The organism is Bradyrhizobium sp. ORS 111 (assembly GCF_045571485.1).
GTDB lineage: Bacteria > Pseudomonadota > Alphaproteobacteria > Rhizobiales > Xanthobacteraceae > Bradyrhizobium.
Genome location: NZ_CP120701.1, coordinates 4,452,953 through 4,476,793, shown reverse-complemented (window position 1 = coordinate 4,476,793; position 23,841 = coordinate 4,452,953). Strand labels below are relative to the sequence as shown.

23 protein-coding genes are annotated in these 23,841 nt (G+C 65.8%); 8 read left to right on the top strand and 15 right to left on the bottom strand.

Features of this window, described 5'->3' with window-relative positions; genetic code table 11:
* Positions 1-240: 240 nt before the first annotated feature.
* The 10 genes from P6U30_RS20930 to P6U30_RS20885 all read right to left on the bottom strand — a co-directional run bounded on the left by P6U30_RS20930 (position 241) and on the right by P6U30_RS20885 (position 12,610).
* The gene (locus P6U30_RS20930; protein WP_407146623.1) at positions 241-1,476 is read right to left on the bottom strand and encodes an ABC transporter substrate-binding protein; all 1,236 of its coding nucleotides are present in this window, start codon (positions 1,474-1,476) and stop codon (positions 241-243) included.
* Between the two features lie 155 nt (positions 1,477-1,631).
* Positions 1,632-2,768, bottom strand: a complete 1,137-nt coding sequence (locus tag P6U30_RS20925) for a hypothetical protein (RefSeq protein ID WP_407164817.1) — start codon at positions 2,766-2,768, stop codon at positions 1,632-1,634.
* Positions 2,769-3,009: 241 nt separating this feature from the next.
* Positions 3,010-3,750, bottom strand: coding sequence for an SDR family NAD(P)-dependent oxidoreductase (locus tag P6U30_RS20920; RefSeq protein ID WP_407164816.1), 741 nt, complete (start codon positions 3,748-3,750; stop codon positions 3,010-3,012).
* Positions 3,751-3,907: 157 nt separating this feature from the next.
* Positions 3,908-5,431: an amidophosphoribosyltransferase gene (gene purF, locus P6U30_RS20915; RefSeq protein WP_407170500.1), complete on the bottom strand. Its 1,524-nt coding sequence runs from the start codon at positions 5,429-5,431 to the stop codon at positions 3,908-3,910.
* A 47-nt stretch (positions 5,432-5,478) separates the two neighbouring features.
* Positions 5,479-6,114: a CvpA family protein gene (locus tag P6U30_RS20910; protein ID WP_407146620.1), complete on the bottom strand. Its 636-nt coding sequence runs from the start codon at positions 6,112-6,114 to the stop codon at positions 5,479-5,481.
* Between the two features lie 170 nt (positions 6,115-6,284).
* Positions 6,285-7,787 (bottom strand): DNA repair protein RadA, encoded by a 1,503-nt coding sequence (radA, locus tag P6U30_RS20905; RefSeq protein ID WP_407164815.1) that lies wholly within the window; start codon positions 7,785-7,787, stop codon positions 6,285-6,287.
* A gap of 158 nt (positions 7,788-7,945) precedes the next feature.
* Positions 7,946-8,671 (bottom strand): sulfite exporter TauE/SafE family protein, encoded by a 726-nt coding sequence (locus P6U30_RS20900; RefSeq protein ID WP_407164814.1) that lies wholly within the window; start codon positions 8,669-8,671, stop codon positions 7,946-7,948.
* 369 nt (positions 8,672-9,040) lie between these two features.
* A complete protein-coding gene (locus P6U30_RS20895) occupies positions 9,041-9,811 on the bottom strand; it encodes an exodeoxyribonuclease III (RefSeq protein WP_407164813.1) in 771 nt (256 codons plus the stop codon).
* A gap of 30 nt (positions 9,812-9,841) precedes the next feature.
* A complete protein-coding gene (alr, locus tag P6U30_RS20890; protein WP_407164812.1) occupies positions 9,842-11,059 on the bottom strand; it encodes an alanine racemase in 1,218 nt (405 codons plus the stop codon).
* A 48-nt stretch (positions 11,060-11,107) separates the two neighbouring features.
* Positions 11,108-12,610 carry a replicative DNA helicase gene (locus P6U30_RS20885; protein ID WP_407164811.1) on the bottom strand — a complete coding sequence of 501 codons (1,503 nt, stop codon included), beginning with the start codon at positions 12,608-12,610 and terminating at the stop codon, positions 11,108-11,110.
* Positions 12,611-13,023: 413 nt separating this feature from the next.
* Here P6U30_RS20885 and P6U30_RS20880 point away from each other — a divergent pair, with 413 nt between their 5' ends.
* A complete protein-coding gene (locus P6U30_RS20880; protein ID WP_407164810.1) occupies positions 13,024-13,380 on the top strand; it encodes a hypothetical protein in 357 nt (118 codons plus the stop codon).
* Between the two features lie 126 nt (positions 13,381-13,506).
* Here the strand turns inward: P6U30_RS20880 and P6U30_RS20875 are convergent, their stop codons facing one another.
* Positions 13,507-14,760 carry a class I SAM-dependent methyltransferase gene (locus P6U30_RS20875; protein ID WP_407164809.1) on the bottom strand — a complete coding sequence of 418 codons (1,254 nt, stop codon included), beginning with the start codon at positions 14,758-14,760 and terminating at the stop codon, positions 13,507-13,509.
* A gap of 260 nt (positions 14,761-15,020) precedes the next feature.
* Here P6U30_RS20875 and P6U30_RS20870 point away from each other — a divergent pair, with 260 nt between their 5' ends.
* From P6U30_RS20870 to P6U30_RS20860, 3 genes are all read left to right on the top strand, one after another.
* Entirely contained in the window at positions 15,021-15,956 is a 936-nt protein-coding gene (locus tag P6U30_RS20870; protein ID WP_407164808.1) for a hypothetical protein, read from the top strand.
* Positions 15,957-16,051: 95 nt separating this feature from the next.
* A complete protein-coding gene (locus P6U30_RS20865; RefSeq protein ID WP_407164807.1) occupies positions 16,052-16,657 on the top strand; it encodes a TetR/AcrR family transcriptional regulator in 606 nt (201 codons plus the stop codon).
* The gene (locus P6U30_RS20860) at positions 16,654-17,115 is read left to right on the top strand and encodes a PaaI family thioesterase (protein WP_407164806.1); all 462 of its coding nucleotides are present in this window, start codon (positions 16,654-16,656) and stop codon (positions 17,113-17,115) included. Before P6U30_RS20865 ends, P6U30_RS20860 begins: the two co-directional genes overlap by 4 nt.
* 39 nt (positions 17,116-17,154) lie before the next feature.
* Here P6U30_RS20860 and rplI read toward each other — a convergent pair whose 3' ends face one another.
* From rplI to rpsF, 4 genes are all read right to left on the bottom strand, one after another.
* Entirely contained in the window at positions 17,155-17,757 is a 603-nt protein-coding gene (gene rplI, locus P6U30_RS20855; RefSeq protein WP_407164805.1) for a 50S ribosomal protein L9, read from the bottom strand.
* Between the two features lie 51 nt (positions 17,758-17,808).
* Positions 17,809-18,780, bottom strand: coding sequence for a DUF2232 domain-containing protein (locus tag P6U30_RS20850; RefSeq protein ID WP_407164804.1), 972 nt, complete (start codon positions 18,778-18,780; stop codon positions 17,809-17,811).
* 126 nt (positions 18,781-18,906) lie between these two features.
* Positions 18,907-19,146: a 30S ribosomal protein S18 gene (rpsR, locus tag P6U30_RS20845; RefSeq protein WP_016844287.1), complete on the bottom strand. Its 240-nt coding sequence runs from the start codon at positions 19,144-19,146 to the stop codon at positions 18,907-18,909.
* 6 nt (positions 19,147-19,152) lie between these two features.
* Positions 19,153-19,596 (bottom strand): 30S ribosomal protein S6, encoded by a 444-nt coding sequence (gene rpsF / locus P6U30_RS20840; RefSeq protein ID WP_407146607.1) that lies wholly within the window; start codon positions 19,594-19,596, stop codon positions 19,153-19,155.
* Positions 19,597-19,945: 349 nt separating this feature from the next.
* Here rpsF and P6U30_RS20835 point away from each other — a divergent pair, with 349 nt between their 5' ends.
* From P6U30_RS20835 to fabG, 4 genes are all read left to right on the top strand, one after another.
* Positions 19,946-20,656: a TetR/AcrR family transcriptional regulator C-terminal domain-containing protein gene (locus P6U30_RS20835; protein ID WP_407164803.1), complete on the top strand. Its 711-nt coding sequence runs from the start codon at positions 19,946-19,948 to the stop codon at positions 20,654-20,656.
* Complete coding sequence (locus P6U30_RS20830) at positions 20,653-21,678, top strand: fatty acid desaturase family protein (protein WP_407164802.1); 1,026 nt, start codon at positions 20,653-20,655, stop codon at positions 21,676-21,678. The genes P6U30_RS20835 and P6U30_RS20830 overlap by 4 nt, the downstream gene beginning before the upstream one ends.
* 212 nt (positions 21,679-21,890) lie before the next feature.
* Positions 21,891-22,844 carry an ACP S-malonyltransferase gene (gene fabD, locus P6U30_RS20825; protein WP_407164801.1) on the top strand — a complete coding sequence of 318 codons (954 nt, stop codon included), beginning with the start codon at positions 21,891-21,893 and terminating at the stop codon, positions 22,842-22,844.
* A gap of 20 nt (positions 22,845-22,864) precedes the next feature.
* Positions 22,865-23,602: a 3-oxoacyl-[acyl-carrier-protein] reductase gene (gene fabG, locus P6U30_RS20820; RefSeq protein WP_407164800.1), complete on the top strand. Its 738-nt coding sequence runs from the start codon at positions 22,865-22,867 to the stop codon at positions 23,600-23,602.
* Positions 23,603-23,841: the final 239 nt, after the last annotated feature.

Here is a 23,841-nt window from a genome sequence, read left to right as displayed (position 1 = left end):
TGGGAGAGGCATAGGCCGCCTTCGGCGGCCGTCTTTAAGAGAACGCCGAAGCGCTGCTTCGGCTACGGCGCAGCGCCGGGTGAGGGATTACGGTCTCTCGTTAGCGCCGCAGCCCCTCACCCGATTTGCTGCGCAAATCGACCTCTCCCCGTTGGGGAGAGGTGAACCGAATGCGTCGCTAAAACCGACTCGATCTAAATTCATCACGCTTTAGGCAATGTCGTTACGCTGCCGACGGCGTCACTTCTTCACCAGCGGGCACTCGCTGGCCGAGAGTGGCTTGGCCGCGTCTTCCGGCGAGATCGTGGCGACCAGCTTGTAGTAGTCCCAGGGATATTTGGACTCCTCGGGCTTCTTCACCTCGAACAGATAGGCCGGAATGATGCGGCGGCCGTCGATCCGGAGCGGGCCCTTGCCGAACAAGGGATCATCGGTCGGGATCTCCTTCATCTTGGCGACGACCTTGGCGCCGTCATGCGGATTGCCGCCCATTGCGTCGAGTGCCTTCAGGTAATGCAGGATGCCGGCATAGACGCCGGCGACCGTCATCGAGGGCATCGTGCCCTTGGGCGAGACCTTCTGGAAGCGCTTCGACCAGGCGCGGGTCTGGTCGTTCATGTCCCAGTAGAACGACTCGGTGAAGGTCAGGCCCTGCGCGATCTTCAGCCCGAGCGCGTGCACGTCGTTGATGAACAGCAGCAGCGCCGCGAGCTTCTGGCCGCCGGCGGTGATGCCGAATTCGGAAGCCTGCTTGATCGCGTTGGTAGTGTCGCCGCCGGCATTGGCGAGCCCGATGATCTTGGCCTTGGAGGCCTGCGCCTGCAGCAGGAAGGAGGAGAAGTCAGCGGTGTTGAGCGGATGCTTGACATCGCCGAGCACCTTGCCGCCGTTGGCGGTCACGACCGCGGAGGTGTCGCGCTCCAACGCGTGGCCGAAGGCGTAGTCGGCGGTGAGGAAGAACCAGCTATCGCCGCCGGCCTTGGTCAGCGCCTTGCCGGTGCCGTTGGCGAGCATGTAGGTGTCGAAGGTGTAGGAGATCGTATTGGCGTTGCAGGCCTTGCCGGTGAGGTCGGCGGTCGCAGCGCCGGAGTTGAGCATGATCGAGTTCTTTTCCTTGACCAGATTGCTCACTGCGAGCGCGACGCCGGAGTTGGGCGTATCCGTGATGATGTCGACCTTCTCGTTGTCGATCCATTGCCGCGCAATGTTGACGCCGACGTCGGGCTTGTTCTGGTGATCGCCGCTCACCAGCTCGATCTTCCAGCCCTTGCCGCGGAGGCCGGAGTCCTCGATCGCCATGTTGGCCGCGGCCACCGAGTTCGCCCCACCGATATCGGCATAGAGGCTCGACATATCGTTGAGCACGCCGATCTTGACGTTCTTGTCCAATTTGTCTTGGGCCAACGCAGAAGTCGTGACGGTGAGTGCGGCGCAGGCGAGTAGCACGGCACAGCGCCGCGCAAGCGTCGTCGTCATAAGCAATTCCCTCCACTGTGAATGATCCGGGCGGCCCTCTTGAGATGGAGCCTTCGTGCCGGTCGTCGCGGTTCCCACTTACCTTGTCGGGAGGCCATGGGCAATCCGTATAAAGCCGCAGGATGCCACTCGCGGCGTCATCCGGCTTTCATCTTTCATTTCAGCGCGCCCGACGTCAGCTTGAATTTCTGGATGCGTTTGCCGTCGACCTCGCCGGTGTAGATGTTGCCGTTCTGGTCGACGGCCATCACGTGCAGCAGTGCGAACTGGCCGGCATTGCGGCCGCTGTGACCGAACGTGCCGACCACGCTGCCGTCCTCGCGCTTGACCACGCGGATCTCGTTGTTGGCACCGTCTGCGTTCAGGAGATAGGTCTGCTTCGGATCGGGCCACAGCGCGAGATCGAACACCGCGCCGTCGCCCCGCGTCTTCTTCTCGTAGAAGTATTCCTTCACGAAGGTGCCGTCTGTCTTGAAGACCTGGACACGGTCCTGGCTGCGATCGCAGACATAGACCAGCCCATCATTGGAGAGCTTGATGCAGTGCACGGGATTGCCGAACTGGTGCTGCGGCGACCCGCCGGGATCGTAGGGCGGCTGCGGGTCGTCGTTCGGGCGGTTGCCGTAACCGCCCCAGTGCCGCTTGTAGGCGAGCGTCGTCGCATCGAACACGATGACGCGGCGGTTGCCGTAGCCGTCGGCGACGTAGAGCTCATCGGCCGCCTTGTCGATCGCGATGCCGGCGGGCTTGCCGAGCTGCGTGGTGTCGTTGCTGTTGGTGCGCGGCGCGATCTTGCCGATCTGGCCGAGGTATTTGCCGTCGAGCGAGAACTTCAGGATCGCGCTGTCGTCGTCGGCATTGCCGCCGATCCAGACGAAGCCGTGTTCGTCGACCACGATGCCGTGCTCGCGGCCGACCCACTGATAGCCGGCGCCGGGACCGCCCCAGGCGCGCAGCAGATTGCCGTCGGCGTCGAACTCGAGCACCGGCGGGGCGGGCACGCAGCATTTGGCGCGCGGCGGCGTCAGGCTCGCGGCCTTCTCGTTTTCGGTGAGCGAGCGCGGGCGATGGATCACCCAGATATGCCCTTGCCAGTCGACGGTGATGCCGCCGATCTGGCCGAGGATCCAGTTGTTCGGAAGCTGCTTGGGCCAGGAGGTATCGACCGCGAAGGTCGGGATGTCGGCGGCGTTGGCGGAGTTGAGCGGAGCGAGAAGGGCTGAAGATGCGATGCAGGCGGAGACAATCAAGCCGGACAGTTTGAAGCGCGCGCGATTGAGCGTCGGCGTCATCGGTGCCTCCCGAGATTTTTCTTGGCGGGTGTCCCGCTGGGACGGCAGTCAATCGTGGGGAGGGAGCTGAGTCAATTGCATTAGGAAAGGCAAGCAGATGCGTCAAAAAAGGCGTCATCACCCGGCCATGACCGGGCGATCCAGTACGCTGCGGCTTCTCGATTCAACCGCAATCGCCTCTGGAATACGCGATCCCCGCATTCGCGGGGATGACGACCGCGGGTGTGGCGCGGCCGGACAGCTACGCCGGCGGCTGGAAATTCCGCAGCGTGCGGGCCTTGTAGTCGTAGAGCTTGCCGGTCTCGGTCCAGTCGGGCGCGCACATCGGCACGATGAATTCGGCGGCCATCTCGGGCGTATCGAGCGTCATCGGGTCTTCGCCGGGAAACACCGCAGCCCGCATCCGCGTGCGGATCGGGCCGGGGCTGAACAGGTTAACGCGCAAATTCGTGTTGGCAGTCTCGTTGGCCCAGGAGCGCACCAGCGCCTCGAGGGCGGCTTTCGATGCCGCGTAGGGGCCGAGATAGGCGTTGGCCTTGTAGGCCGCGCCCGAGGTGACGAACACGGCGCGGCCGGCATCGGACTGCTTGAGCAGCGGGTCCATGCAGCGGATCAACTGGAAGTTCGCGGTGACGTTCACCGCCATTACGTCGTTCCACGGCTTCAGCTCAATATGGCCGAGCGGCGAGGAGGGCCCGGCGACGCCGGCGTTGCCGACGAGGATGTCGAGCTTGCCGTGGCGCTCGTGCAGCGCCAGCCCGAGCCGCGCGATGCCCTCGTAGTCGGTCAGAGTGAGCGGCACCAGCGTGGCGCTGCCGCCGTCCTTGCGGATCTCGTCGTCGAGCTCCTCGAGCCCGCCTTGCGTCCGCGCCACCGCCACGACATGCGCGCCGGCCTGGGCGAGCGCAATCGCGGTGGCATAGCCGATGCCGCGCGAGGCGCCGGTCACGAGGGCGATGCGGGAGGCGAGGGGTTTTGTCATGGAAGAGAGTCTCACAAATCGTCGTCCCGGCGAAAGCCGGGACCCATACGCCGTGACGGCGGCAATGGAAGAAACTGTTGGTGTCTGACACCGCCCCAGCCAGATGGGCCGGTGGTGATGGGTCCCGGCCTTCGCCGGGACGACACCGTGAGCAGGCTCAGCTTGCCTCCGCGAGCAGCGAGAGCTGGCGCGGCGCGGGCTCGACGTCGCTCTGGTCGGTGAGGTGGGTCGGATAGGCGCCGGTGAAGCAGTGGTCGGCAAATTTTGGGTTGGCAGGATCGCGGCCCTGATAGCCCATTGCGCGGTACATGCCGTCGATCGACAGGAACGCCAGCGAGTCGGCGCCGATGATCTCGCGCATTTCCTCGAGCGAATGGGTCGCGGCCAAGAGACCGCCGCGGTCGGGCAGGTCGATGCCGTAATAGTCGGGATAGAGGATCGGCGGCGAGGCAAGGCGGAAATGCACCTCGCGGGCGCCGGCGTCGCGCATCATGCGGACGATTTTCTTCGAGGTGGTGCCGCGCACCAGCGAGTCGTCGATCAGGATGATGCGCTTGCCCTCGATCGCGGCGCGGTTGGCCGAATGCTTCATGCGCACGCCGAGCTCGCGCACGCTCTGGGTCGGCTGGATGAAGGTGCGGCCGACATAGTGGTTGCGGATGATGCCGAGCTCGAACGGCACGCCGGAATACTGGCTGTAGCCGACCGCGGCGGGCACGCCGGAGTCCGGCACCGGCACCACCACATCGACGTCGGGATGGCTCTCGCGCGCGAGCTGCGCGCCGAACGCCTTGCGCACGTCATAGACCGAGCGGCCGCCGACGATGGAATCCGGCCGGGCGAAATAGATGTATTCGAAGATGCAGGGCCGCGCCGGCTTCGGCGGGAATGGCTTGTGGCTGTGCGCGCCATGATCGTCGAACACGATGATCTCGCCGGGCTCGATGTCGCGGACATATTTGGCGCCGATCATGTCGAGCGCGCAGGTCTCCGAGGTCAGGATCGGGCGTCCGTCGAGATCGCCGAGCACCAGCGGGCGGATGCCGAGCGGGTCGCGCGCGCCGATCAGCTTCTTGTTGGTCAGCGCGACCAGCGCGTAGGCGCCTTCGATCGCGCGCAGCGCCTCGATGAAGCGGTCGATGAAGCGGGCGCGCTTGGACTGCGCCACCAGATGCAGGATCACCTCGGTGTCGGTGGTCGACTGCATCATCGCGCCGCCCTTCACGAGCTCGCGGCGCAAGGTGAGAGCATTGGTGAGGTTGCCGTTGTGGCCGACCGCGAAACCGCCGGCATTGAGCTCGGCGAACAGCGGCTGCACGTTGCGCAGGATGGTGGCGCCGGTCGTCGAATAGCGGACGTGGCCGACCGCGGCGCTGCCGGGCAGGCGCTCGATCACTTCGCGGCGCGAGAAGGTATCGCCGACGAGGCCGAGGCGACGCTCGGAATGGAAGCGGCTGCCGTCGAAGGAGACGATGCCGGCGGCTTCCTGACCGCGATGCTGCAGGGCGTGCAGGCCGAGTGCGGTGATGGCGGCGGCGTCCGGGTTGCCGAAGATGCCGAACACGCCGCATTCTTCGCGGAGCGTGTCGCCATCCAGATCAGGGTGTCGGAGATCATCCTGCAATTCGATCGGGCCGAGGTCGAGATCCAGTTGGTCGGCGTGATCGGAAGGGGTCTGCATCTCGCTCATCGCCTCTCGTTGGGGCCCGTCAAAGTCAGTTGCCTGCGTCAATGGCCTGCGGGTTTCTCGATCAGCTTTTTAAGGCTGTCGCGGGCAGGTTTGCTATAGCCGTCGCCCGACGCAGGCGTGGTCGCCTGATCGGGATCAGCAGCAGAATCGTCGTCCGGCTTATTCTTTTTGAACTTCTTTAAGATGGTGTTCTCGGGGTCGTCAGGCAAGAGCGACATCAGCCAATCCCCGGTTCCCTGCAGCACCACCCGGGACTTCGCCCCGCTCACCCAGTCCGGCCGCTGCTTGTCCGGGACCAGCCAGGTGAAGAACATGAACGCCACGACCACGATCAGGAGGCCGCGGGCCAGGCCGAACAGGAAGCCCAGCGTCCGGTCCAGCGCGCCGATCCGTGAATCCAGGATCATGTCGGAGATCCGCACCGTGATCACGGAGACCACGATCAGCGTGCCGATGAAGGTGCCGGCCACCACGACGATGGCCGCGACCGTGTCGTTATTGAAGTAGGTCTTGGCGGTCGGCAGCAGCTTCGAGAACGCATACAGCGTCACCAGCGCCGCGGCGCCCCAGGCGGCGATCGACAGGATCTCGCGCATGAAGCCGCGCACCATGGCAAGCAGGCCCGAGATCAGCATCACCCCGAGCAGGACGAGATCAAGTATCGTTATGGGCATCGGCTGGTCAGGTCCGCTGGTACGTTGGGTACGCTGTTAATGGCTCTCGCGAATCGGCATGTCGGTGCCGTCCTAACTGAGGCGCATCGGGTGCGTCCGGCAAGGCCGGAGAGCCACCTGTCCCGCGCGGCGGATGTATAGCGGCGGGGGGCTAAGACGTCACGCCCGGTTTAGCTGGTCTCCCGACGGAATCGGGCCGGTGTGGCATTTTTCTCAGCCGGATCAGAGCCCGCGGGGCCATCCTGGTCGCCCCGTGGCGCAGCCCGATTGCCCCTCGGTGTTCCCCGGTCGCCTCTTGGCGTACCGCGTGCGGCGATTTCGGCGACCAGCGTTGTCAGATTGCCGACGCTGTTGAGCGACAGCCCGGCGTCGCCGCTCGTCTCGCCCCGGGCCGATTCCGGCAGGATCGCGCGGCCGAAGCCGAGCTTGAGGGCCTCCTTCAGCCGGGCCGGCGTCTGCGCCACCGGGCGGATCGCGCCGGAGAGCGAAATCTCGCCAAAATAGACCGCATCGGTCGGCAGCGGGGCGTTCACCAGCGAGGAGACCAATGCGGCCGCCGCGGCGAGGTCCGCCGCCGGTTCCTGGATGCGCAACCCGCCGGCGACGTTGAGGTAGACGTCGTGGCCGGAGAGTTTCACCCCGCAATGGGCTTCCAGCACCGCCAGCACCATCGACAGCCGGCTCGGGTCCCAGCCGACCACGGCGCGGCGCGGCGTGCCGAGCGAGGTCGGCGCCACCAGCGCCTGCAACTCGACCAGCACCGGCCGCGTGCCCTCGATGCCGGCGAACACCGCCGTGCCGGGGCTGCCGAGGTCGCGCTCAGAAAGGAACAATTCGGATGGGTTGGTGACCTCGCGCAGGCCGAGCCCGGTCATCTCGAACACGCCGATCTCGTCGGTCGCGCCGAAGCGGTTCTTCACCGAGCGCAGGATGCGGAACTGTTGCGAGCCTTCACCCTCGAAGGAGAGCACGGCGTCGACCATGTGCTCGACCACGCGAGGACCCGCGATCTGGCCGTCCTTGGTGACGTGGCCGACGAGGATGATCGCGGCCCCGGTCTTCTTGGCGAACCGGATCAGCGCCTGCGCCGAGGCGCGGACCTGGGTGACGGTGCCGGGCGCGGACTCGACGGTGTCAGTCCACATGGTCTGGATCGAGTCGATCACGATCAGGCGCGGGACGATGCCTTCCGACAGCGTCGAGACGATGTCCTCGACCGAGGTTTCCGCCGCCAATTGCACTGGCGCGTCGGCGAGGCCGAGCCGGTCGGCCCGCAGCCGCACCTGCGCCACCGCCTCTTCGCCGGAGATGTAGACCACCCGATGCCCGGCGCGCGCCATCATGCTGGTCGCCTGCGTCAGCAGCGTCGACTTGCCGATCCCGGGATCGCCGCCGACCAGGAGCACCGAGCCGCGCACGAGGCCGCCGCCGGTGACGCGATCGAGCTCAGCCATCCCGGAGGAGAGGCGCGGGGCGTCCTGGGTCTTGCCGGACAGCGACTCCAGCGCGAATGTGCGGCCCTTGCGCTTGCTGCGGATCGAGACCGGCACGGAGCCCGAGGTGTCTTCCTCGGCCAGCGTGTTCCACTCGCCGCAGGCGTCGCACTTGCCCTGCCAGCGATTATACGCCGCGCCGCAGTTCTGGCAGACGAAGGAGAGAGTGTTCTTGGCCATCGGTAGGTGAGTCGCACTGTCGAGCAGCGTGCATAACACGGTTCGGCTGGCGAACACGATCCATCAATGATTGGCACCTGCCGGACCGCGGGGGATCGGTTGGAGAGGATCCGCGCTCCGGCCGCCCGCCGTAGCGTGTCGCCCAGAGCAGCGCGGACTCAGTGCGAGACGGCCGACCACAGCAGTGTCGCGCCGGCGATCAGCATGATGCCGTCCATCAGCAGGCGAAACGCCTCGGGCTTCATCTGCAGCACGAAGCGCTTGGCGATGAAGGCGCCGGCCATCAGCGACGCGCCGGCGATCAGGCCCTTCAGCGCCACGGCGGCGGTGAGTGCGCCGAAGCGCTCGAACGTCACCGATTTGCTGACATAGAGCCCGAGCGAGCTTGCTGCCTCGGTGGCGAGGAATGCGCCACGGGACAGGCCGTAGAACAGGAACAGCGGCACGCTGAGCGGCCCGGTCGAGACCACGATGCCGGTGAGATAGCCGATCACGGCGCCGCCGACTGCGAGGTGCCAGAGCCTGGCCCGCAGCCTGTGCCGCGCCAGCCAGTGCCGCACCGGCACCATCGCGATCAGGAACGCCCCGATCGCGACGTCGACGACGCGCGAGGGCAAGACGAGCAGCGTCCGCGCGCCGAGCGCTGCCGCCGGAATGCCGGTGATGGAGTAGGCCGCGCAGGCGCGCCAGTCGACCTCGCGCCACCAGGCAAGGATGCGAGAGAGATTGGCCATCACGGAGGCAACCGCCATGATCGGCACGGCCTGCTTCGGCCCGAACTGATAGACCAGCACCGGCATCAGCATGATCGACGAGCCGGTGCCGACAATGCCGGAAATGGTGCCTGCGACCAGGCCGACGATGAGGACGAAGAGGTAGCCCACGCGCGTGCTCCGGCGAGGTGATACCCCCTGCCACCGATTTGCCCGATGGCGCAAGCCCCCGCGTCAGCCTTGGGCAAATCATGTCGCGAGAATGCGGAAGCATGACTCACCGGCCGAACCACATATTCACTGTCGTCCCTGCGAAAGCACTAGGGCATCTACACATCTTTTCCGGACCGAAAAGTGACTCTCGATCAAGGACTTGCTTGCCACTCGATGACGCCATTTCGCGAGCAGAGCTTAGCAAAAGTGCGGCGTTTCTCTGCGTTGCTAAGCTAAGTCGTTGAGAAGACTCCGGAAGACATGTAGATGCCCTAGTGCTCTCGCAGGGACGACAGTGCCATCGGGGCCCAGGGCCGGCAAGCACCGTCACTTCAACACCACCCACGCCGGCGCATGGTCGCTGGCGCCGTCTTCGCCGCGGATGTCGCGATCGACGCCGGCTGTGGTGAGCCGTGCCGCCAGCGCGGGGCTGAGCAGCAGATGATCGAGCCGCAAGCCGGCATCGCGGGGCCAGCGGTTGCGCTTGTAGTCCCAGAAGGTGAACATCGGCGCGTCGGGATGCAGCGTGCGGATCGCATCACACCAGCCCTGATCGACCAGCGCCTTGAACGCGGCGCGGCTTTGCGGCTGGATCAGCGCATCCTTGTCCCAGGAGCGGGTCGGATAGATGTCGAACGTATCAGGCGCGACATTGTAGTCGCCGGCGAGCACGACCGGAACGTCCTGCTTGAGCAGCTTTGCGGCGTGCGCGCGCAGCCGCTTGAACCAGGCGAGCTTGTAGTCGAATTTCGGCCCGGGCTGCGGATTGCCATTCGGCAAATAGAGACTGGTGACGACGATGCCACGCACTGCGGCCTCGATGTAGCGGGCCTCATGATCGTCGCGGTCACCGGGCAGGGCAGTGCGGATCAGCACCGGCTCGGTGTTGCGTGCGAGGATGGCAACGCCGTTCCACGTCTTTTGTCCCTGCCACACCGCGCCATAGCCGGCTGTCTCGATCGCAGTCTGCGGAAACTCGGCCTCGCTCGCCTTGAGCTCTTGCAGGCCGACGACGTCGGGCTTCGCCGCGCGCAGCCAGCGCAGCAGGTTCGGCAGGCGCCGATTGATGTTGTTGATGTTGAAGGTCGCGATCTTCATGCGGTCAGGCGATCGCGAACCTTTCCGCGCTCAGCTCGATGCCGCGACGGATGCCGGCGGCGGCGCGACCGGCTGCGCGACGGCGCCGCCGCCCTTGTAGACCCGCGCGAAGCGGCGGCCGAGGCTGGTCAGCACCTCATAGCCGATCGTGCCGAAATGATGCGCGACCTCGTCGACGGTGATGCCTTCGCCGATCAGCGTCACCATGTGGCCGCGGCGCGCGGCGTTCTTGTCGAGATCGGTGATGTCGACCGCGATCAGGTCCATCGAGACACGCCCCGCGATCGGGCAGCGCTTGCCGGCGACGATGACCTCGGCGCCGCGGGTGCCGTCATTGGCGCTGGCGGCCCGGAAATAGCCGTCGGCATAGCCGGCCGAGACGATGGCAAGCCGGGTCGGCCGCCGCGCCGTCCAGGTGCCGCCATAGCCGACCGTCTCGCCGCGATCGATATTGCGGATCTGCACGATGCGCGCCTTGAGATCGACCACCTGCTGCATCGGGTTGTCGGCCTCCGGCGTCGGATTGACGCCATAGAGCGCGCAGCCGGGACGAACGATGTCGAACTGGAAATGCGGGCCGAGGAAGACGCCGGACGAGTTCGCCAGCGAGGCTGGCACGCCCGTAAACAGGCTTGCGATCTCGCGGAAGGTGGCAAGCTGCCTGGCATTGGTGGGGTTGTTGAGCTGCTCGGCAGCGACGAGGTGGCTCATCACCAGCGCAATACCGTGGTCGCCGGCGTTGATGCGCGGAATGATGCCCTGCGCTTCGCTGACCGTGAGGCCGAGCCGGTTCATTCCGGTATCGATATGGATGGCCGCGCCGCCGGACCAGCCCGAACGGCGGCAGAACACGTCCCATTCGGCGAGCTCGTTGAGATCGCCGATCACAGGCTTGCAATCGATCTTGGCGTAACGGTCGCCGGTGTTCTGGAAGAAGCCGCCGAGCGAATAGATGGTGGCCTGGGGGGCCGCCGCGCGCACGACGGCGGCCTCGTCGACGGTGGCAACGAAGAAGGTCTTGCAGCCGGCATTGGCGAGCGCGCGCGAGACTTGCTCGGCGCCGCAGCCATAGGCGTTGGCCTTGACCACGGCGGCGCATTCGGCCGGGACCGCGGTCTTCTCGAGCTTGCGCCAATTGGCGACGATGGCGTCGAGATCGACGGTGAGGATGCCGGTGGCGGCCGGATGGGCCGCCAGCGGGTTGGCTTCGGGCGTGAGCTGGGATTTCGCGTCGGTCACGATGTTCATGCGTCAGTTGTACGCGCGAGACTTCGAGCGTTCAACCGCGGCAGCGCGTTAGTAGCCGCGATCCGGGACTTGGCCGTCGGGCGCGAGATCGCCGAACCGGGTGACGCTGGCTTCGAAGTGCAGCTCGACGGTTCCGGTGGGGCCGTGGCGCTGCTTGCCGATGATGACTTCGGCCTTGCCGTGGGCGAGGCCCATCTCGGTCTGCCACTTCTCGTGTTCGGGGGTGCCGGGGCGCGGCTCCTTGTTCGCGAGATAGTATTCCTCGCGATAGACGAACATCACGACGTCGGCATCCTGCTCGATCGAGCCGGATTCACGAAGGTCGGAGAGCTGCGGCCGCTTGTCGTCGCGGTTTTCGACCTGACGCGAGAGCTGCGACAGCGCGATGACGGGGACGTTCAACTCCTTCGCCAGCGCCTTCAGGCTGGTGGTGATCTCGGTGATTTCCTGGACGCGGTTGTCGCTGCCGCGCTTGCCCGAGCCTTGCAGAAGCTGGATGTAGTCGATCACGATCAGGTCGAGGCCCTTCTGCCGCTTCAGCCGGCGGGCGCGGGCGGTGAGCTGCGAGATCGACAGGCCGCCGGTCTCGTCGACATAGAACGGCAAGGATTGCAGCTCGATCGAGCAGTCGCGGATCTTCTCGAAGTCCATCTCGGTGATGCCGCCGCGGCGGATCAGGCTCGAGGGGATGCCGGTGCGCTCGGCTAGAATACGGGTGGCGAGCTGCTCGCCGCTCATTTCGCACGAGAAGAAGCCGACGGCCCCGCCGTTGACGGCCTTGGTGGTGCCGTCCGCCTGCACCTCCGGCACATAGGCCTTCGCGATGTTGTAGGCGATGTTGGTGGCCAGCGAGGTCTTGCCCATGCCGGGACGGCCAGCGAGCACGATGAGGTCGGAGGGCTGCAAGCCGCCCATCCTGGCGTCGAGGTCGCGCAGGCCGGTCGAGATGCCCGACAGCTTGCCGTCGCGCTGGAACGCCTTCGCCGCCATGTCGACGGCAACCGTGAGGGCCTGCGAGAAGCGCTGAAAGCCGCCGTCATAGCGGCCGGTCTCGGCCAGAGAGTAAAGCTGCCGTTCGGCATCCTCGATCTGGGCGCGGGGCGCGAAGTCCACCGGCGCCTCATAGGCGACGTTGACGATCTCTTCGCCGATCCGGATCAGGTCGCGGCGCAGGCTGAGATCATAGACCGTGCGGCCGTAATCCTGGGCGTTGATGATGGTGGTTGCCTCGGCGGCGAGCCGGGCGAGGTATTGGCTGACCGTCATGCCGCCGATGTCGAGATCGGCCGGCAGGAAGGTCTTCAGCGTGATCGGGGTCGCGACCTTGCCCATCCGGATCAGGCTCGCGGCCGTCTCGTAGATCTGCTGGTGGATGGTTTCGAAGAAGTGCTTCGGCTCCAGGAAATCGGAGACCCGGTAGAACGCGTCGTTGTTGACCAGGATCGCGCCCAGAAGGCTCTGTTCCGCTTCGATGTTGTGCGGTGCACTCCGGTACGCCGGTGCTCCGGCGTCGGGCGCGAGCTGGTGGACGTTCGAATCAATCAAGGCCATGGACGAGCTTATTCTTCTGATTTCGTCGTTACTGCGATTTTCGGATGTGGGGCCGCGATCAAGCGCCAGCCCGGCACGAAGCGAAAGACGAGATGCGCCTTATGCCCGATTCACACAACGCGGTGTGTGAATCGACGACCGGCGGACGCATTCGGCTTGACTGCGATTTGTCGAAAAGGCGGGCAGGGGACGGCGGTACGGCGTCGTCATCGCTGAAAGTTGGGCGCGGCCTGAACCTTTTCTCGGGCCGGCGCACCCATCAGGAGGCGAGGCGTCCGTTGGTTCTGATTCGTCAGACCAGGATAAGGAAGGCCAGTGCGATCAAGGCTGCCGCCACGCCGGTTGCGATCAGGGCGTAGTCGGTCACGATATCGCGCTGCGGGTCCAACATTGATCGGTAAGTTTGGCGATTCATGCCCGACCACTACGACGGGCCGGGCAGGGTTTCTGTGAAGCAGGTCACACCAGTCGCATTTTATTTGCGGCATGGTGGCGGGAACTGGCTGGCGGTTTCCGGGTTGTTGTCACTCAGCGAAGATACGGCGACGATGGCGCAGGAGTTTCAGACATCGCGGTTTGTGGTCGGTCCGGCGAAGAGCCTCGACCGGCGCTGGTTGGCGACGCTGGTCGACGCCATGGAGCAGGCCGTTCGTCCGGAGATCCGCAGCGTCCCGTGCGACCCCAAGCTGATCTCAGCGGTTTCAGCCCATCTGGCGCGCCCTGCGTCGGCCTTCGCCCATTACGGATCGGCCTACAGCCTGCGCAACTAGAGCATTTGCGGTTCTGATTGAATCAGAACCGAAGCTCTAGATTCTTGTTTTGACGCGTTTTCTTCACGCGAACCGGTATCCAGTTCGCTCGAAAACGCTCTGGCGGCTCCGTCTTTTTCGTGAGACTTACTCGCCGGCGAGTTGCAGGCGGGGCTTGGCGGCATCCGCCTCCTTCAGCCGCAGCCGCGCTTCCTCGCGGCCGATATAATCCCGCGTCATCGGCACGATGCCCTGCCGCTTGGTGAGCTGGAGCTGGAAGTTCATCATGTTTTGCACGCGGAACGACATCTCCGACGCTGCCAGATAGAACTCCCACATCCGGGCAAAGCGCTCGTCGTACAGCCGGACGGCTTCCTCGCGACGCGCCATGAACCGGTCGCGCCACGCCTTCAGTGTCTCGGCGTAGTGCAGGCGCAGGATTTCCATGTCACAGACCAGGAGGCCCGCCTTCTCGATTGCTGGCATGACTTCGGAGAGCGCCGGGATGTAACCGCCCGGGAAAATGTATTTCCTGATCCAGGGGCTGGTGACATCAGGCCCGGTCGAGCGGCCGATCGAATGTAGCATCATGACACCGTCGTCGCTCAAAAGCTCGGCGCAGCGCTTGAAGAAGGTCTCGTAGAAGGCCACGCCGACATGCTCGAACATGCCGACCGAGATGATGCGGTCGAACGGGCCGGGGATGTCGCGGTAGTCCTGGAGCAGGAAACGCGCCGATTGCGCGAGGTTGCGCTCGGCGGCGCGGGCATTGGATATCTGCAACTGCTCGGTCGACAGCGTGACGCCGGTGACGTCGGCGCCGGTCATCTCGGCAAGGTAGAGTCCCAGTCCGCCCCAGCCGGAGCCGATGTCGAGGACCCGGTCGCCCGGCCGCACCAGCAGCTTGGCGGTCAGATGACGCTTCTTGGCGAGCTGGGCATCGTCCAGCGCCGCATCAGGCGTCTCGAAGTAGGCGCAACTATATTGCTTGTCGGCGTCAAGAAAGAGTGAGTAGAGGCGTCCGTCGAGATCGTAGTGGCGGGCGACGTTGTTCCTGGACCGGCCGCGGACGTTGAGCTGCTGGATGCGCCGTCCGAGAAAACGCAGGCCCGACTGCAGCCGGGCGTAGTTCGGCAGCATATCGGCCTGGCCCATCAGGACCGCCAGTGCATCCGCGATGGTGCCTTGCTCCACCACGAACGTGCCGTCCATGTAGGCTTCGCCGAGATAGAGCTCAGGATCAAGGAGAACGCGCGCCTGGGCCGCGGTGCTCGTGAAGCGTACCGCCACCGGAACCCCGGTGCCGTCGCCACAGGTGAACCTCATTCCGCTTGCGGTCGTGAACGTGATCGAACCGCGCCGAACGAACTGCCCCAAGAAATATCGCAACAATCGATCCATCGATACACCAACGGAACGGCAAGCTGCTTGCGCCCGACACCACCGGAGCGGGGTGCCCCAGCGTGTCCCCATCATTAGAAAGATAGGCGCGGAATTAGATCGCGCTACTGCATTGTGGTCAAAGCCGATATTCCGAAATGTGACAATACCGTGTGTGCGTCACGGATGCGCTTCCATTCGCGAGATAATCGGATAAAAGGTGACCCGCCGCAGCCCATGGATCCCTGGCGGCGATTTTCCGGAATTTGGAGACTTAAAGGATGTTGAGCCGAGCCCTCAGTCTGGCGACGGTGACGCTTCTGGTTGGCTGCTTCTCGGCAGCATCTGCGCAAGCGCAAAACCTCGAGGCCGGCAAGAGCCCCTCCCAAATCTTCTCGAGCACCTGCACCGCGTGTCACAAAAGTCCGCGCGGCCTGCTGAAGACCGTGCCGGCGTCCTCGCTGCCGGGCTTCCTGCGCCAGCATTACACGACGTCCAGCGACATGGCCGGAGTGCTCGCGTCCTATCTGATTTCCAACGGCGCCAACGACCCCCGCTACCAGGCCAAGGACAAGCCCAAGGGGGCCAGAGAGGGCAGGGATGACCGCGAGGCGAGGCAGCCGGCGGAGCCATCCGAGCGCGCCGGCCACAAGCCGCATCCGGGCGCCGCTTCGCAGGAGGCTGCGAGGCCCGATGCCGACGGGGCGACGCCGGCCGAGGGACGTGCCGGCCGCAAGGGCAAGCGCATGGCCCGTCCGAGCGAGGCGCCGGAGGGCGTCAAGCCTGCCGCCGAGGGTGAGCCGCCGGCCGCCGGTGAGGAGAGGCCGTCCCGCCACAAGCTCGGCCGCCGCGGCAAGCACATCGAGGAGAAGCCCGACGACGCTGCGAAGGGCGACACGCCGAAGGACGAGCCCAAGGCCGCCAAGGGTCAGGAGAAGGTCGACAGCGACAAGCCGGCGGCGAACGCGAAATCGGGACCGGACAAGTCGGAGGCGGACAAGTCGGACAGCGCCAAGGTCGATGCGCCCAAGGACGGCACCGGCGGCGAATCGACGCCGCTGCGCGCCGACCCCGTCCCGCCGGTGACACCGGCTCCGGCGGCTGCCGCGCCTGTGCCAACCCCGAGCCCGGCTGCGGCTGCTTCGCCCGCGCCGGCCACGGCTGCCGCACCGGCCCCGACGCCGGCCGGAACCCCCGAAGGTTCGGCGTCGAAGTAGCAATCGCCAAAGCCCGGCCCTCGCAGGCCGGGCAAATTCTTGACCATCACTAGAGTAGCACTCTAGAGTGTTGATCTAGTGACGAGGACGAGCAGGTGAGCACAGCGCGCGAGGATCTGCTGGAAGCGGGATTGGCGGTGTTCGATCGGGACGGCTTCGAAGGCGCGACGGTTGCCGCGATCCGCAATCGGGCGCGGGCCTCCAACGGCAGCTTCTTCCACTTTTTCAACTCGAAGAAGGAGCTGGCCGGAACTCTCTTTCTGGAGGTCCTGCAGAGCTACCACGCCGCGATCATCACCTCGGTCGGTACATCCTGCGGCGCGCGCGAGGGCGTCGCGCGGCTGATCCGCGCCCATCTCGATTGGGTCGTGAACAACCGGCGCGAGGCGCGCTTCCTGTTCGAGATTTCCCGCAGCGAATGGGGCGAGGAGGTGCGCGGCGCGCAGCGCACCGAGAACTCGCGGCTGGCCGAGGGGATCGAGCGCTGGCGCGCGCCGCTGCTCGCCCGCGGCGAATTGCTGCCGATGAGCGCGGTGCTGTTCTTCAGCCAGATCATCGGTCCGGCGCAGATCTTCTGCCGGGCCTATCTGTCGGGCCGCGACCGCAGCGACCCGCGGGACCAGGTCGAGACGCTGATCGCCTGCGCAATCCGCGCGGTGGTGGCGCCGGGAGCGGCGGAGCAAACAGGAGAAACGTCATGAACGAAACCGATCCGGACTTCGCGCCGATCGCGGCACGGATCCGCGACAACGTCGGCCGGCAGGGCTTCATGGGCCATGTCGGTGCGGAATTGGCCGAGCTGTCGCGCGGCGCCTGCACGCTCGCGGTCGATCGGCGCCCCGAACTGTTGCAGCAGCACGGCCTGTTTCACGGCGGGGTGACGGCGTTTCTGGTCGACAACGCCACGACGATTGCAGCAGCGACGTCGCGCGGCCAGCCGGCGCTGACGGCGGAGTACAAGTTGAACCTGCTGTCGCCGGCGTCGGGCGATCGCCTGATCTGCCGCGCGCGGGTGGTCAAGCCGGGGCGTCAGGTCGCGGTGGTCGCGGCCGACGTGTTCTGCGTGATCGACGGCAAGGAAAAGCACACGGCGACGGCGTTGGCGTCGATTGCGATGCTCAACGACGCGGCCGCGGCACGAATCCAAAGCCCGGCCTGATCAGGCCGGGCTTCAGTCGGTTGGGTGGCGGAGACGGGCTTACTTCTGCTCTTCGGTGGCCGGCGCCGGCTCGACCTCGTCGTGCTGGGCTTCCGGATCGAAGAATTCGCCGGCGGCGGCAAGTGCCTCGGCGGCGGCGTCCTGGTCTTCCTGACGGGTCGAGATGTCCTCGCCGCGCTTGATCCGCTCGGCCTCGTCGGCGGAGCGGGCGACCGTCACGGCGACGCTGGCTTCGACTTCCGGATGCACCGCGATCGTGACCTTCTGCTGGCCGATCACCTTGATCGGCGAGTCCAGCCAGACCTGCGGACGGGTCACCGTGACGCCATCGGCGGCCAGCGCCGCGACGATGTCGCGCACCGACACCGAGCCGAACAACTGGCCGGATTCGGAGGCTTGGCGGATGATGACGATGTCGCGGCCGTCGATCTTCTCGGCGACCTTGGCGGCTTCACCCTTGGCCTTGATGTTGTTGGCCTCGAGCTCGGCCTTCATGCCGTCATACTTGGCGCGGTTGTCGGCAGTGGCGCGCAGCGCCTTGCCGCGCTTCAGCAAGAAGTTGCGGGCATACCCGTCCTTGACGCGGACGATCTCGCCCATCTGGCCAAGCTTGGCGACGCGCTCCAGCAGAATGACTTCCATTTTCGTTCTCCTTTAGGTGCTAAGTATCGGGTTGAGCGGTTGGTTCGAATCTCAGGATGCCGGCAGCGGCGGCGGCCGGCTGCGCAGATAGCGTTGTCGCAAACCGAACAGCGCATCGGCGATGCCGAGCGCCACCAGCGCGACGATCGGCCAGGTGAACACGACGACGGCGGTGTAGGCGCAGGCGAGCCAGAAGCTGCGGCTGGTGAGCGACAGCGTCACCGTGTGCAGCACGGCGAAACCGACGAGCGTGTAGGCGATGATCAGCGCGGTCGTCACGAGCTGCGCCACGATGGCGAGAAGGCCGCCGACGAAACTGAGGCCGAGCGCCACCAGCAGCGCGACCAGCGTCATCGGCGGCAGCGTCGTCGAGCGCAGCTCCGGCCATGGCCGGTTCAGCCGGCCCGAGGTCTGCGTGACCTTGGCGGCGAGCCACAGGTTCACCGTCAGCGTGACCATCGCGACAACCGTTGCCGCCATCGGCGCGACGACGACCAGCAGCTTGACGAAGTGTTCGATCTCGTCGCTGGGCTGCGCGTTGCCGGCGCTGAAGACCTTCAGGAGGCCGCGTCGCAGCTCGGCGGCAATCGTCTGGGCGTCCCAACCGAGCGTCAACAGCGCGCCGGCGGTGGTCACCACCGCGAAGGCTGCCACCCAGATCAGGATGCGGCCGACCGGATACCATTCGAGCTGAGGAGGCGCGGCTTCCGCGGCACCGCCGGTGGGGGCGGCGGCAATCGGCCGGCCGAGCAGCGCGAGATGGCCGAGCCACCAGCCGGGCAGGGCAACCATCGTCGCAAAGGCGATCCCATAGGGAAGGCCAAGGATCGCACCGACGCATCCGGAGGCGATGATACCGCCGATCGCGGCGGCGAGCGGACCCCAGCCGAGCGACGTCACCATCAGCGGCAACGGCGCCAGATAGAACAGCAGCAATGAGATCAGCGCGCCCGAAATGATCGAGGCGAACATCAAGGCCGACGCAGCGGCGGCCGCAATTGCAACGATGAATATTCCGATCATCAGCTGTCCCGCTCCTTTCGAGCGGTTAGAGGCGGTCTTGCGAGAGCCCCAACCATCGGCGACCGGACGACCCGGAAGCCTTATGAAGACAAGCGGCCGGCGACGCGCGCCGCCGGCCGAAGGCGATTACCTGATCACGTAGGGCAAGAGGCCGAGGAACCGCGCGCGCTTGATGGCGCGGGCGAGCTCACGCTGCTTCTTGGCGGACACCGCCGTGATGCGGCTCGGCACGATCTTGCCGCGCTCCGAGACGTAACGCATCAACAGCTTGGAATCCTTGTAGTCGATCTTCGGCGCATTCGCGCCCGTGAACGGGCAGGACTTGCGGCGACGGAAAAACGGACGGCGGGCACCAGCGTCAGCCATGATTCTTTACTCCTCGGTCGCTGCGTCTTCATCGCGCGGACGGCGCGGGCCACGATCACCACGGAACCCGCCACCATCGCGGTCGCCGCGGAAGCCGCCGCCGCGGTCATCGCGCTCGCGGTCACGGTCGGCCTTGCGCATCATCGCCGACGGACCTTCCTCGTGCTCTTCGACGCGCACGGTCAGATAGCGGATGACGTCTTCGTTGATCCGCTCCTGGCGCTCGATCTCGGTGACGACAGCCGACGGTGCGTCGATGTTCATCAGCACGAAGTGCGCCTTGCGGTTCTTGTTCATGCGGTAGGTGAGGGAGCGCACGCCCCAATTCTCGGTCTTGGTGACCTTGCCGCCGCCCTGTTCGACGATACCGGTGACCTGGGTGGTCAGTTCATCGACCTGCTGGGTGCTCGCGTCCTGACGCGCGAGGAAGACATGCTCGTAAAGAGGCATGGATGTCCTTTCCTAGTGTTGGCGCGGTTCCCGGCGACAAGCCCTTCGAGACCTTCGGAAAGGACTCGATGCTGCTCAGAAGGCGGAAGCACGGGACGACGGGCCGACTGGCCCTGCCACATCAAAATCAACTGGTGAATTTGCTGAGACCGTCCGTTCAGCTCCCGGCCGGGGCCCACGGATGGCGCGCTTTATACGGATTTTGGCCGCGAAGGCAAGGGTTCTTGGCCCGTGCGGATGTCTCTCACAAAGGCGCGCCCGCGGCAGACCACCTCAGCGCGATCCTCACGCGATTTCCCGTTGATTTCTTTGTTTGTATATCATACAAATATGCTCCGGGAGGACGATCATGGGTTCGGAAACCGCTGCCGACATGCCTGCGCCCGATCCGAAGCACGCGGTCCGCGCGACGCGGTCGGCCGGCCGCAAGATGCGCTCGCTGCTGCTCGATGGCGCCAGCCGCCTGTTCAAGGAGCGCGGACTGTCGGGCACCTCGATCTCCGACATCGCTGCGGCGGCGGACGCCTTTCCGAGCCAGATCACCTATTACTTCCGCACCAAGGAGGCGTTGTTCGTCGAGGCCGCCTGCCGCGACATGCTCTACCTGGCGCGCGCGACCGAGCAGGCCGCCCTCGAAGCCCACACCCCGCGCGACTACACGCATGCGCTGGCCGAGACCGTGACCGCGACGGATACCGTTGCCTTCTTCGCCGAAGCCTTGACCCTGACCAGGCGCCGACAAGACCTCGCACCGCTGGTCGAGCGCACCATCGAGCGTTTGCACAGTGAAGGTGCGCGTGCCTATGCAGGCCAGGTCGAGCGGCACGGTTGGCGAACGCTGCGCGCGCCCGAGGAGAGCTCGCGGCGATTCTGGGCGGTCGCGATCGGCGTGATCGTCGAAGGTTTTGCGATGGGCCGGGCGGCCGACGAGATGTGCCGCGAACTCTTGCGCGCGCTCGGCGAGCAGGCAACGGCAACAGCGCCGCACGAGGCCGCGCGGCTTCGCCTGGTCGGCGACTCCGCCACTTCACCCTCATCGGACGGGGAGACGAGCACATGACCGCGCTTCGCATGCGTGCCCGCGAGTTCCTGACCGAAGACGAGCTGGTTGCGGTCCGGCGGCGCGTGACATGGAAGGGTATTGCGCTGATCGCGCACGCCTGGGCGCTGATCCTGGGCGCGATCGCGCTCGTCGCATGGTGGCCCAATCCGCTGACCTATCTCCTCGCTGTGGCGATCATCGGCTCGCGCCAGCTCGGGCTTGCGATCCTGATGCATGACGGTGCGCATGGCTGCCTGTCGGCAGATGAAAAGACCAACCTCGCGCTGAGCCAATGGTTTTGCGCCTATCCGATCTTCGCCGAGACCCGCGGATATCGCCGCTATCACCTGCAGCATCACGCGCGGACGCAACAGGAGGACGATCCCGACCTCGTGCTGTCGGCGCCGTTTCCGATCACGCGGCTGAGCTATCGCCGCAAATTCCTCCGCGATATCACCGGCCAGACCGGCTACCAGCAGCGCAAGGCGCAACTGCTCAACGCGCTCGGGCCGAGGGAATGGCCGTTGGCGCGGCGCGCCGCGAACTTTTGGGACAAGCTCGGACCGCAATGCCTGACCAACGCGGTGCTGTTCGCGGGCCTCGCTGCGGCCGGCGTGTGGTGGGCCTATCCGCTGCTGTGGCTGGTGCCGCTTCTCACCTGGATGATGGTGATCACGCGGATCCGCAACATCGCCGAACATGCTGTCGTGCCCGATAGCTCAGATCCCTTGCGCAATACCCGCACCACACGCGCGAACTTTCTCGAGCGCCTGTTCATCGCGCCTTACTACGTGAACTACCATCTCGAACATCATCTGCTGTTTTACGTGCCCTGCTACAACCTGCCGCGTGTCCATCGCATCCTGAGCAGGAGCCGCTACGCCGGCCGGATGGAGGTGCAGCCGGGCTATGCCGCGGTGCTGCGGCTTGCGACCGGCAGGCCCGACCATGAGGATCGCCCCGGGCAACTGGTCAACAGCGCCCGCCGGGCGAGGGCGGGCGCCAAGGTTAACGCCGACCAGAACGCCGGCGGTTTCTAGCCCAACAGATCGACGGGCATCCCCAGGGTTCCTTCGGCGCGGCTTGACACGGCGGCCTCCGTCAGTGTCTTACGGCCCGGTCCGCGACACGGTGCAAGGCATCGTCCGGACCCGCCGAGGCATTTTTCGCGCGACGCGGATACCGTTCTCCCCCGCAGCAGACGCAGGGCGTTTGCCAGGGAAGATCTCGCTCAACTAGGTAGGGAGCGCCGATGACGGCAGCATTTACGTTTCCCGGGCAGGGCTCGCAGGCGGTCGGGATGGGCAAGGCCCTGGCCGAGGCCTTTCCGGTCGCCAAGGCGGTGTTCGACGAGGTCGATTCCGCGCTCGGTGAGAAGCTGACCGCGATCATCTGGGACGGACCGGGCGAGACGCTGCAGCTCACCGAGAATGCGCAGCCCGCGCTGATGGCGGTCTCGATCGCAACGTTGCGCGTGCTGGAGAGCGAAGCCGGCTTTTCGGTCGGCCGCGACGCTGCCTTCGTCGCCGGCCACTCGCTCGGCGAGTATTCGGCGCTGGCCGCGGCCGGCAGTCTCACCGTCAGCGACACCGCGCGCCTGCTGCGCACCCGCGGCCTGGCGATGCAGAAGGCGGTGCCGGTGGGCGCCGGCGCGATGGCCGCGCTGCTCGGTCTCGACTATGAGGCGGCCGTGGCCGTCGCCGACGAAGCCGCGCAGGGGCAGGTGTGCCAGGCCGCCAACGACAATGGCGGCGGACAGGTCGTGGTGTCCGGCGACAAGGCCGCCGTGGATCGCGCGGTCGAAATCGCCAAGGCCAAGGGCGCCAAGCGCGCGATGCTGCTGCCGGTGTCGGCGCCCTTCCACTGCAAGCTGATGCAGCCGGCGGCCGACGCGATGGCGCAGGCGCTGGCCGGCGTCACCATCAAGGCGCCCGCGGCGCCGCTCGTCTCCAACGTGCTGGCCTCCGCCATCACCGATCCCGACGAGATTCGCCGCCGCCTGGTCGAACAGGTCACCGGCACCGTGCGCTGGCGCGAGTCGGTTGCCTATATGGCAGGGCAGGGCGTGACGCGGTTCTTCGAGCTCGGCGCCGGCAAGGTGCTGAGCGGGCTCGTCAAGCGCATCGCCGACGGTGCCGTCGGCGTGTCGGTCGGCGGTCCGAACGATATTGCTGCGGCCAAGGATGCATTGGCGGCTTCGGCGTAAGCGGCCGAGAGGAGAGTTCGATGTTTGATCTGACTGGCAGGACGGCGCTCGTCACGGGTGCGACCGGAGGCATCGGCGGCGCGATCGCGCAGGCGCTGCACGCACAGGGCGCAACCGTGGCGATCTCGGGCACGCGGCGCGAGGTGCTGGACGGCTTTGCCGCCAAGCTCGGCGGCCGCGTTCATGTGTTGCCCTGCAATCTCTCCAGCAAGGACGAGGTCGAGGCATTGGTGCCGGCCGCAGAAGCGGCGATGGGGCAGGTCGACATTCTCGTCGCCAACGCCGGCATCACGCGCGACAATCTGTTCGTGCAATTGCGCGACGAGGATTGGGATGATGTCATCGCGGTCAATCTGACCGCGACCTTCCGGCTCGCGCGCGCCGCGACCAAGCTGATGATGCGCAAGCGCTTCGGCCGCATCATCGCGATCACCTCGATCGTCGGCGTCACCGGCAATCCGGGACAGGGCAACTACACCGCCTCGAAGGCCGGCATCATCGGCCTGATCAAGACGCTGGGCGCCGAATATGCCAAGCGCGGCGTCACCGCCAACTGCATCGCGCCAGGCTTCATCAAGACGCCGATGACGGACGCGCTCAACGAGAAGCAGCGCGAAACGATCCTGGCGAAGGTTCCTGCGGCGCGACTCGGGACGCCCGAAGACATCGCTGCCGCTGCGGTCTATCTGGCGTCCAACGAAGCCGGTTACGTCACCGGACAGACGATTCACGTCAATGGTGGAATGGCTATGATTTGAGCTGCTTACTGGCTCTCGCAATGCGGCGAAAGGCCGTTTTCGGGAGCCGGTTCAGGCGTGTAGTCAAGGCTTGGGAAGTATGGTAGCTGAACCCCAACGGATGGGCAAAGAACGCCATTGCAGGATTTTGAAACCCTGTATATTGGCGTGACAACGGCTGCCGTTTCGCCGGGGCTTAGTCGGCTACGACCGGGCCGAATCAAGACTATGCGCGATTGAGTAATCGAGACGACCACGAT

Coding starts and splice junctions, on each gene's coding strand:
- rpsR (WP_016844287.1), bottom strand. CDS start 19,146: ATGGCTGACGCTGGTGCCCGCCGTCCGTTTTTCCGTCGCCGCAAGTCC.
- P6U30_RS20870 (WP_407164808.1), top strand. CDS start 15,021: ATGTTGAGCCGAGCCCTCAGTCTGGCGACGGTGACGCTTCTGGTTGGC.
- purF (WP_407170500.1), bottom strand. CDS start 5,431: ATGCAGACCCCTTCCGATCACGCCGACCAACTGGATCTCGACCTCGGC.
- rplI (WP_407164805.1), bottom strand. CDS start 17,757: ATGGAAGTCATTCTGCTGGAGCGCGTCGCCAAGCTTGGCCAGATGGGC.
- P6U30_RS20830 (WP_407164802.1), top strand. CDS start 20,653: ATGACCGCGCTTCGCATGCGTGCCCGCGAGTTCCTGACCGAAGACGAG.
- P6U30_RS20910 (WP_407146620.1), bottom strand. CDS start 6,114: ATGCCCATAACGATACTTGATCTCGTCCTGCTCGGGGTGATGCTGATC.
- fabD (WP_407164801.1), top strand. CDS start 21,891: ATGACGGCAGCATTTACGTTTCCCGGGCAGGGCTCGCAGGCGGTCGGG.
- fabG (WP_407164800.1), top strand. CDS start 22,865: ATGTTTGATCTGACTGGCAGGACGGCGCTCGTCACGGGTGCGACCGGA.
- alr (WP_407164812.1), bottom strand. CDS start 11,059: ATGAACATCGTGACCGACGCGAAATCCCAGCTCACGCCCGAAGCCAAC.
- radA (WP_407164815.1), bottom strand. CDS start 7,787: ATGGCCAAGAACACTCTCTCCTTCGTCTGCCAGAACTGCGGCGCGGCG.
- P6U30_RS20925 (WP_407164817.1), bottom strand. CDS start 2,768: ATGACGCCGACGCTCAATCGCGCGCGCTTCAAACTGTCCGGCTTGATT.
- P6U30_RS20920 (WP_407164816.1), bottom strand. CDS start 3,750: ATGACAAAACCCCTCGCCTCCCGCATCGCCCTCGTGACCGGCGCCTCG.
- P6U30_RS20860 (WP_407164806.1), top strand. CDS start 16,654: ATGAACGAAACCGATCCGGACTTCGCGCCGATCGCGGCACGGATCCGC.
- P6U30_RS20875 (WP_407164809.1), bottom strand. CDS start 14,760: ATGGATCGATTGTTGCGATATTTCTTGGGGCAGTTCGTTCGGCGCGGT.
- P6U30_RS20930 (WP_407146623.1), bottom strand. CDS start 1,476: ATGACGACGACGCTTGCGCGGCGCTGTGCCGTGCTACTCGCCTGCGCC.
- P6U30_RS20885 (WP_407164811.1), bottom strand. CDS start 12,610: ATGGCCTTGATTGATTCGAACGTCCACCAGCTCGCGCCCGACGCCGGA.
- P6U30_RS20835 (WP_407164803.1), top strand. CDS start 19,946: ATGGGTTCGGAAACCGCTGCCGACATGCCTGCGCCCGATCCGAAGCAC.
- P6U30_RS20895 (WP_407164813.1), bottom strand. CDS start 9,811: ATGAAGATCGCGACCTTCAACATCAACAACATCAATCGGCGCCTGCCG.
- rpsF (WP_407146607.1), bottom strand. CDS start 19,596: ATGCCTCTTTACGAGCATGTCTTCCTCGCGCGTCAGGACGCGAGCACC.
- P6U30_RS20880 (WP_407164810.1), top strand. CDS start 13,024: ATGCCCGACCACTACGACGGGCCGGGCAGGGTTTCTGTGAAGCAGGTC.
- P6U30_RS20850 (WP_407164804.1), bottom strand. CDS start 18,780: ATGATCGGAATATTCATCGTTGCAATTGCGGCCGCCGCTGCGTCGGCC.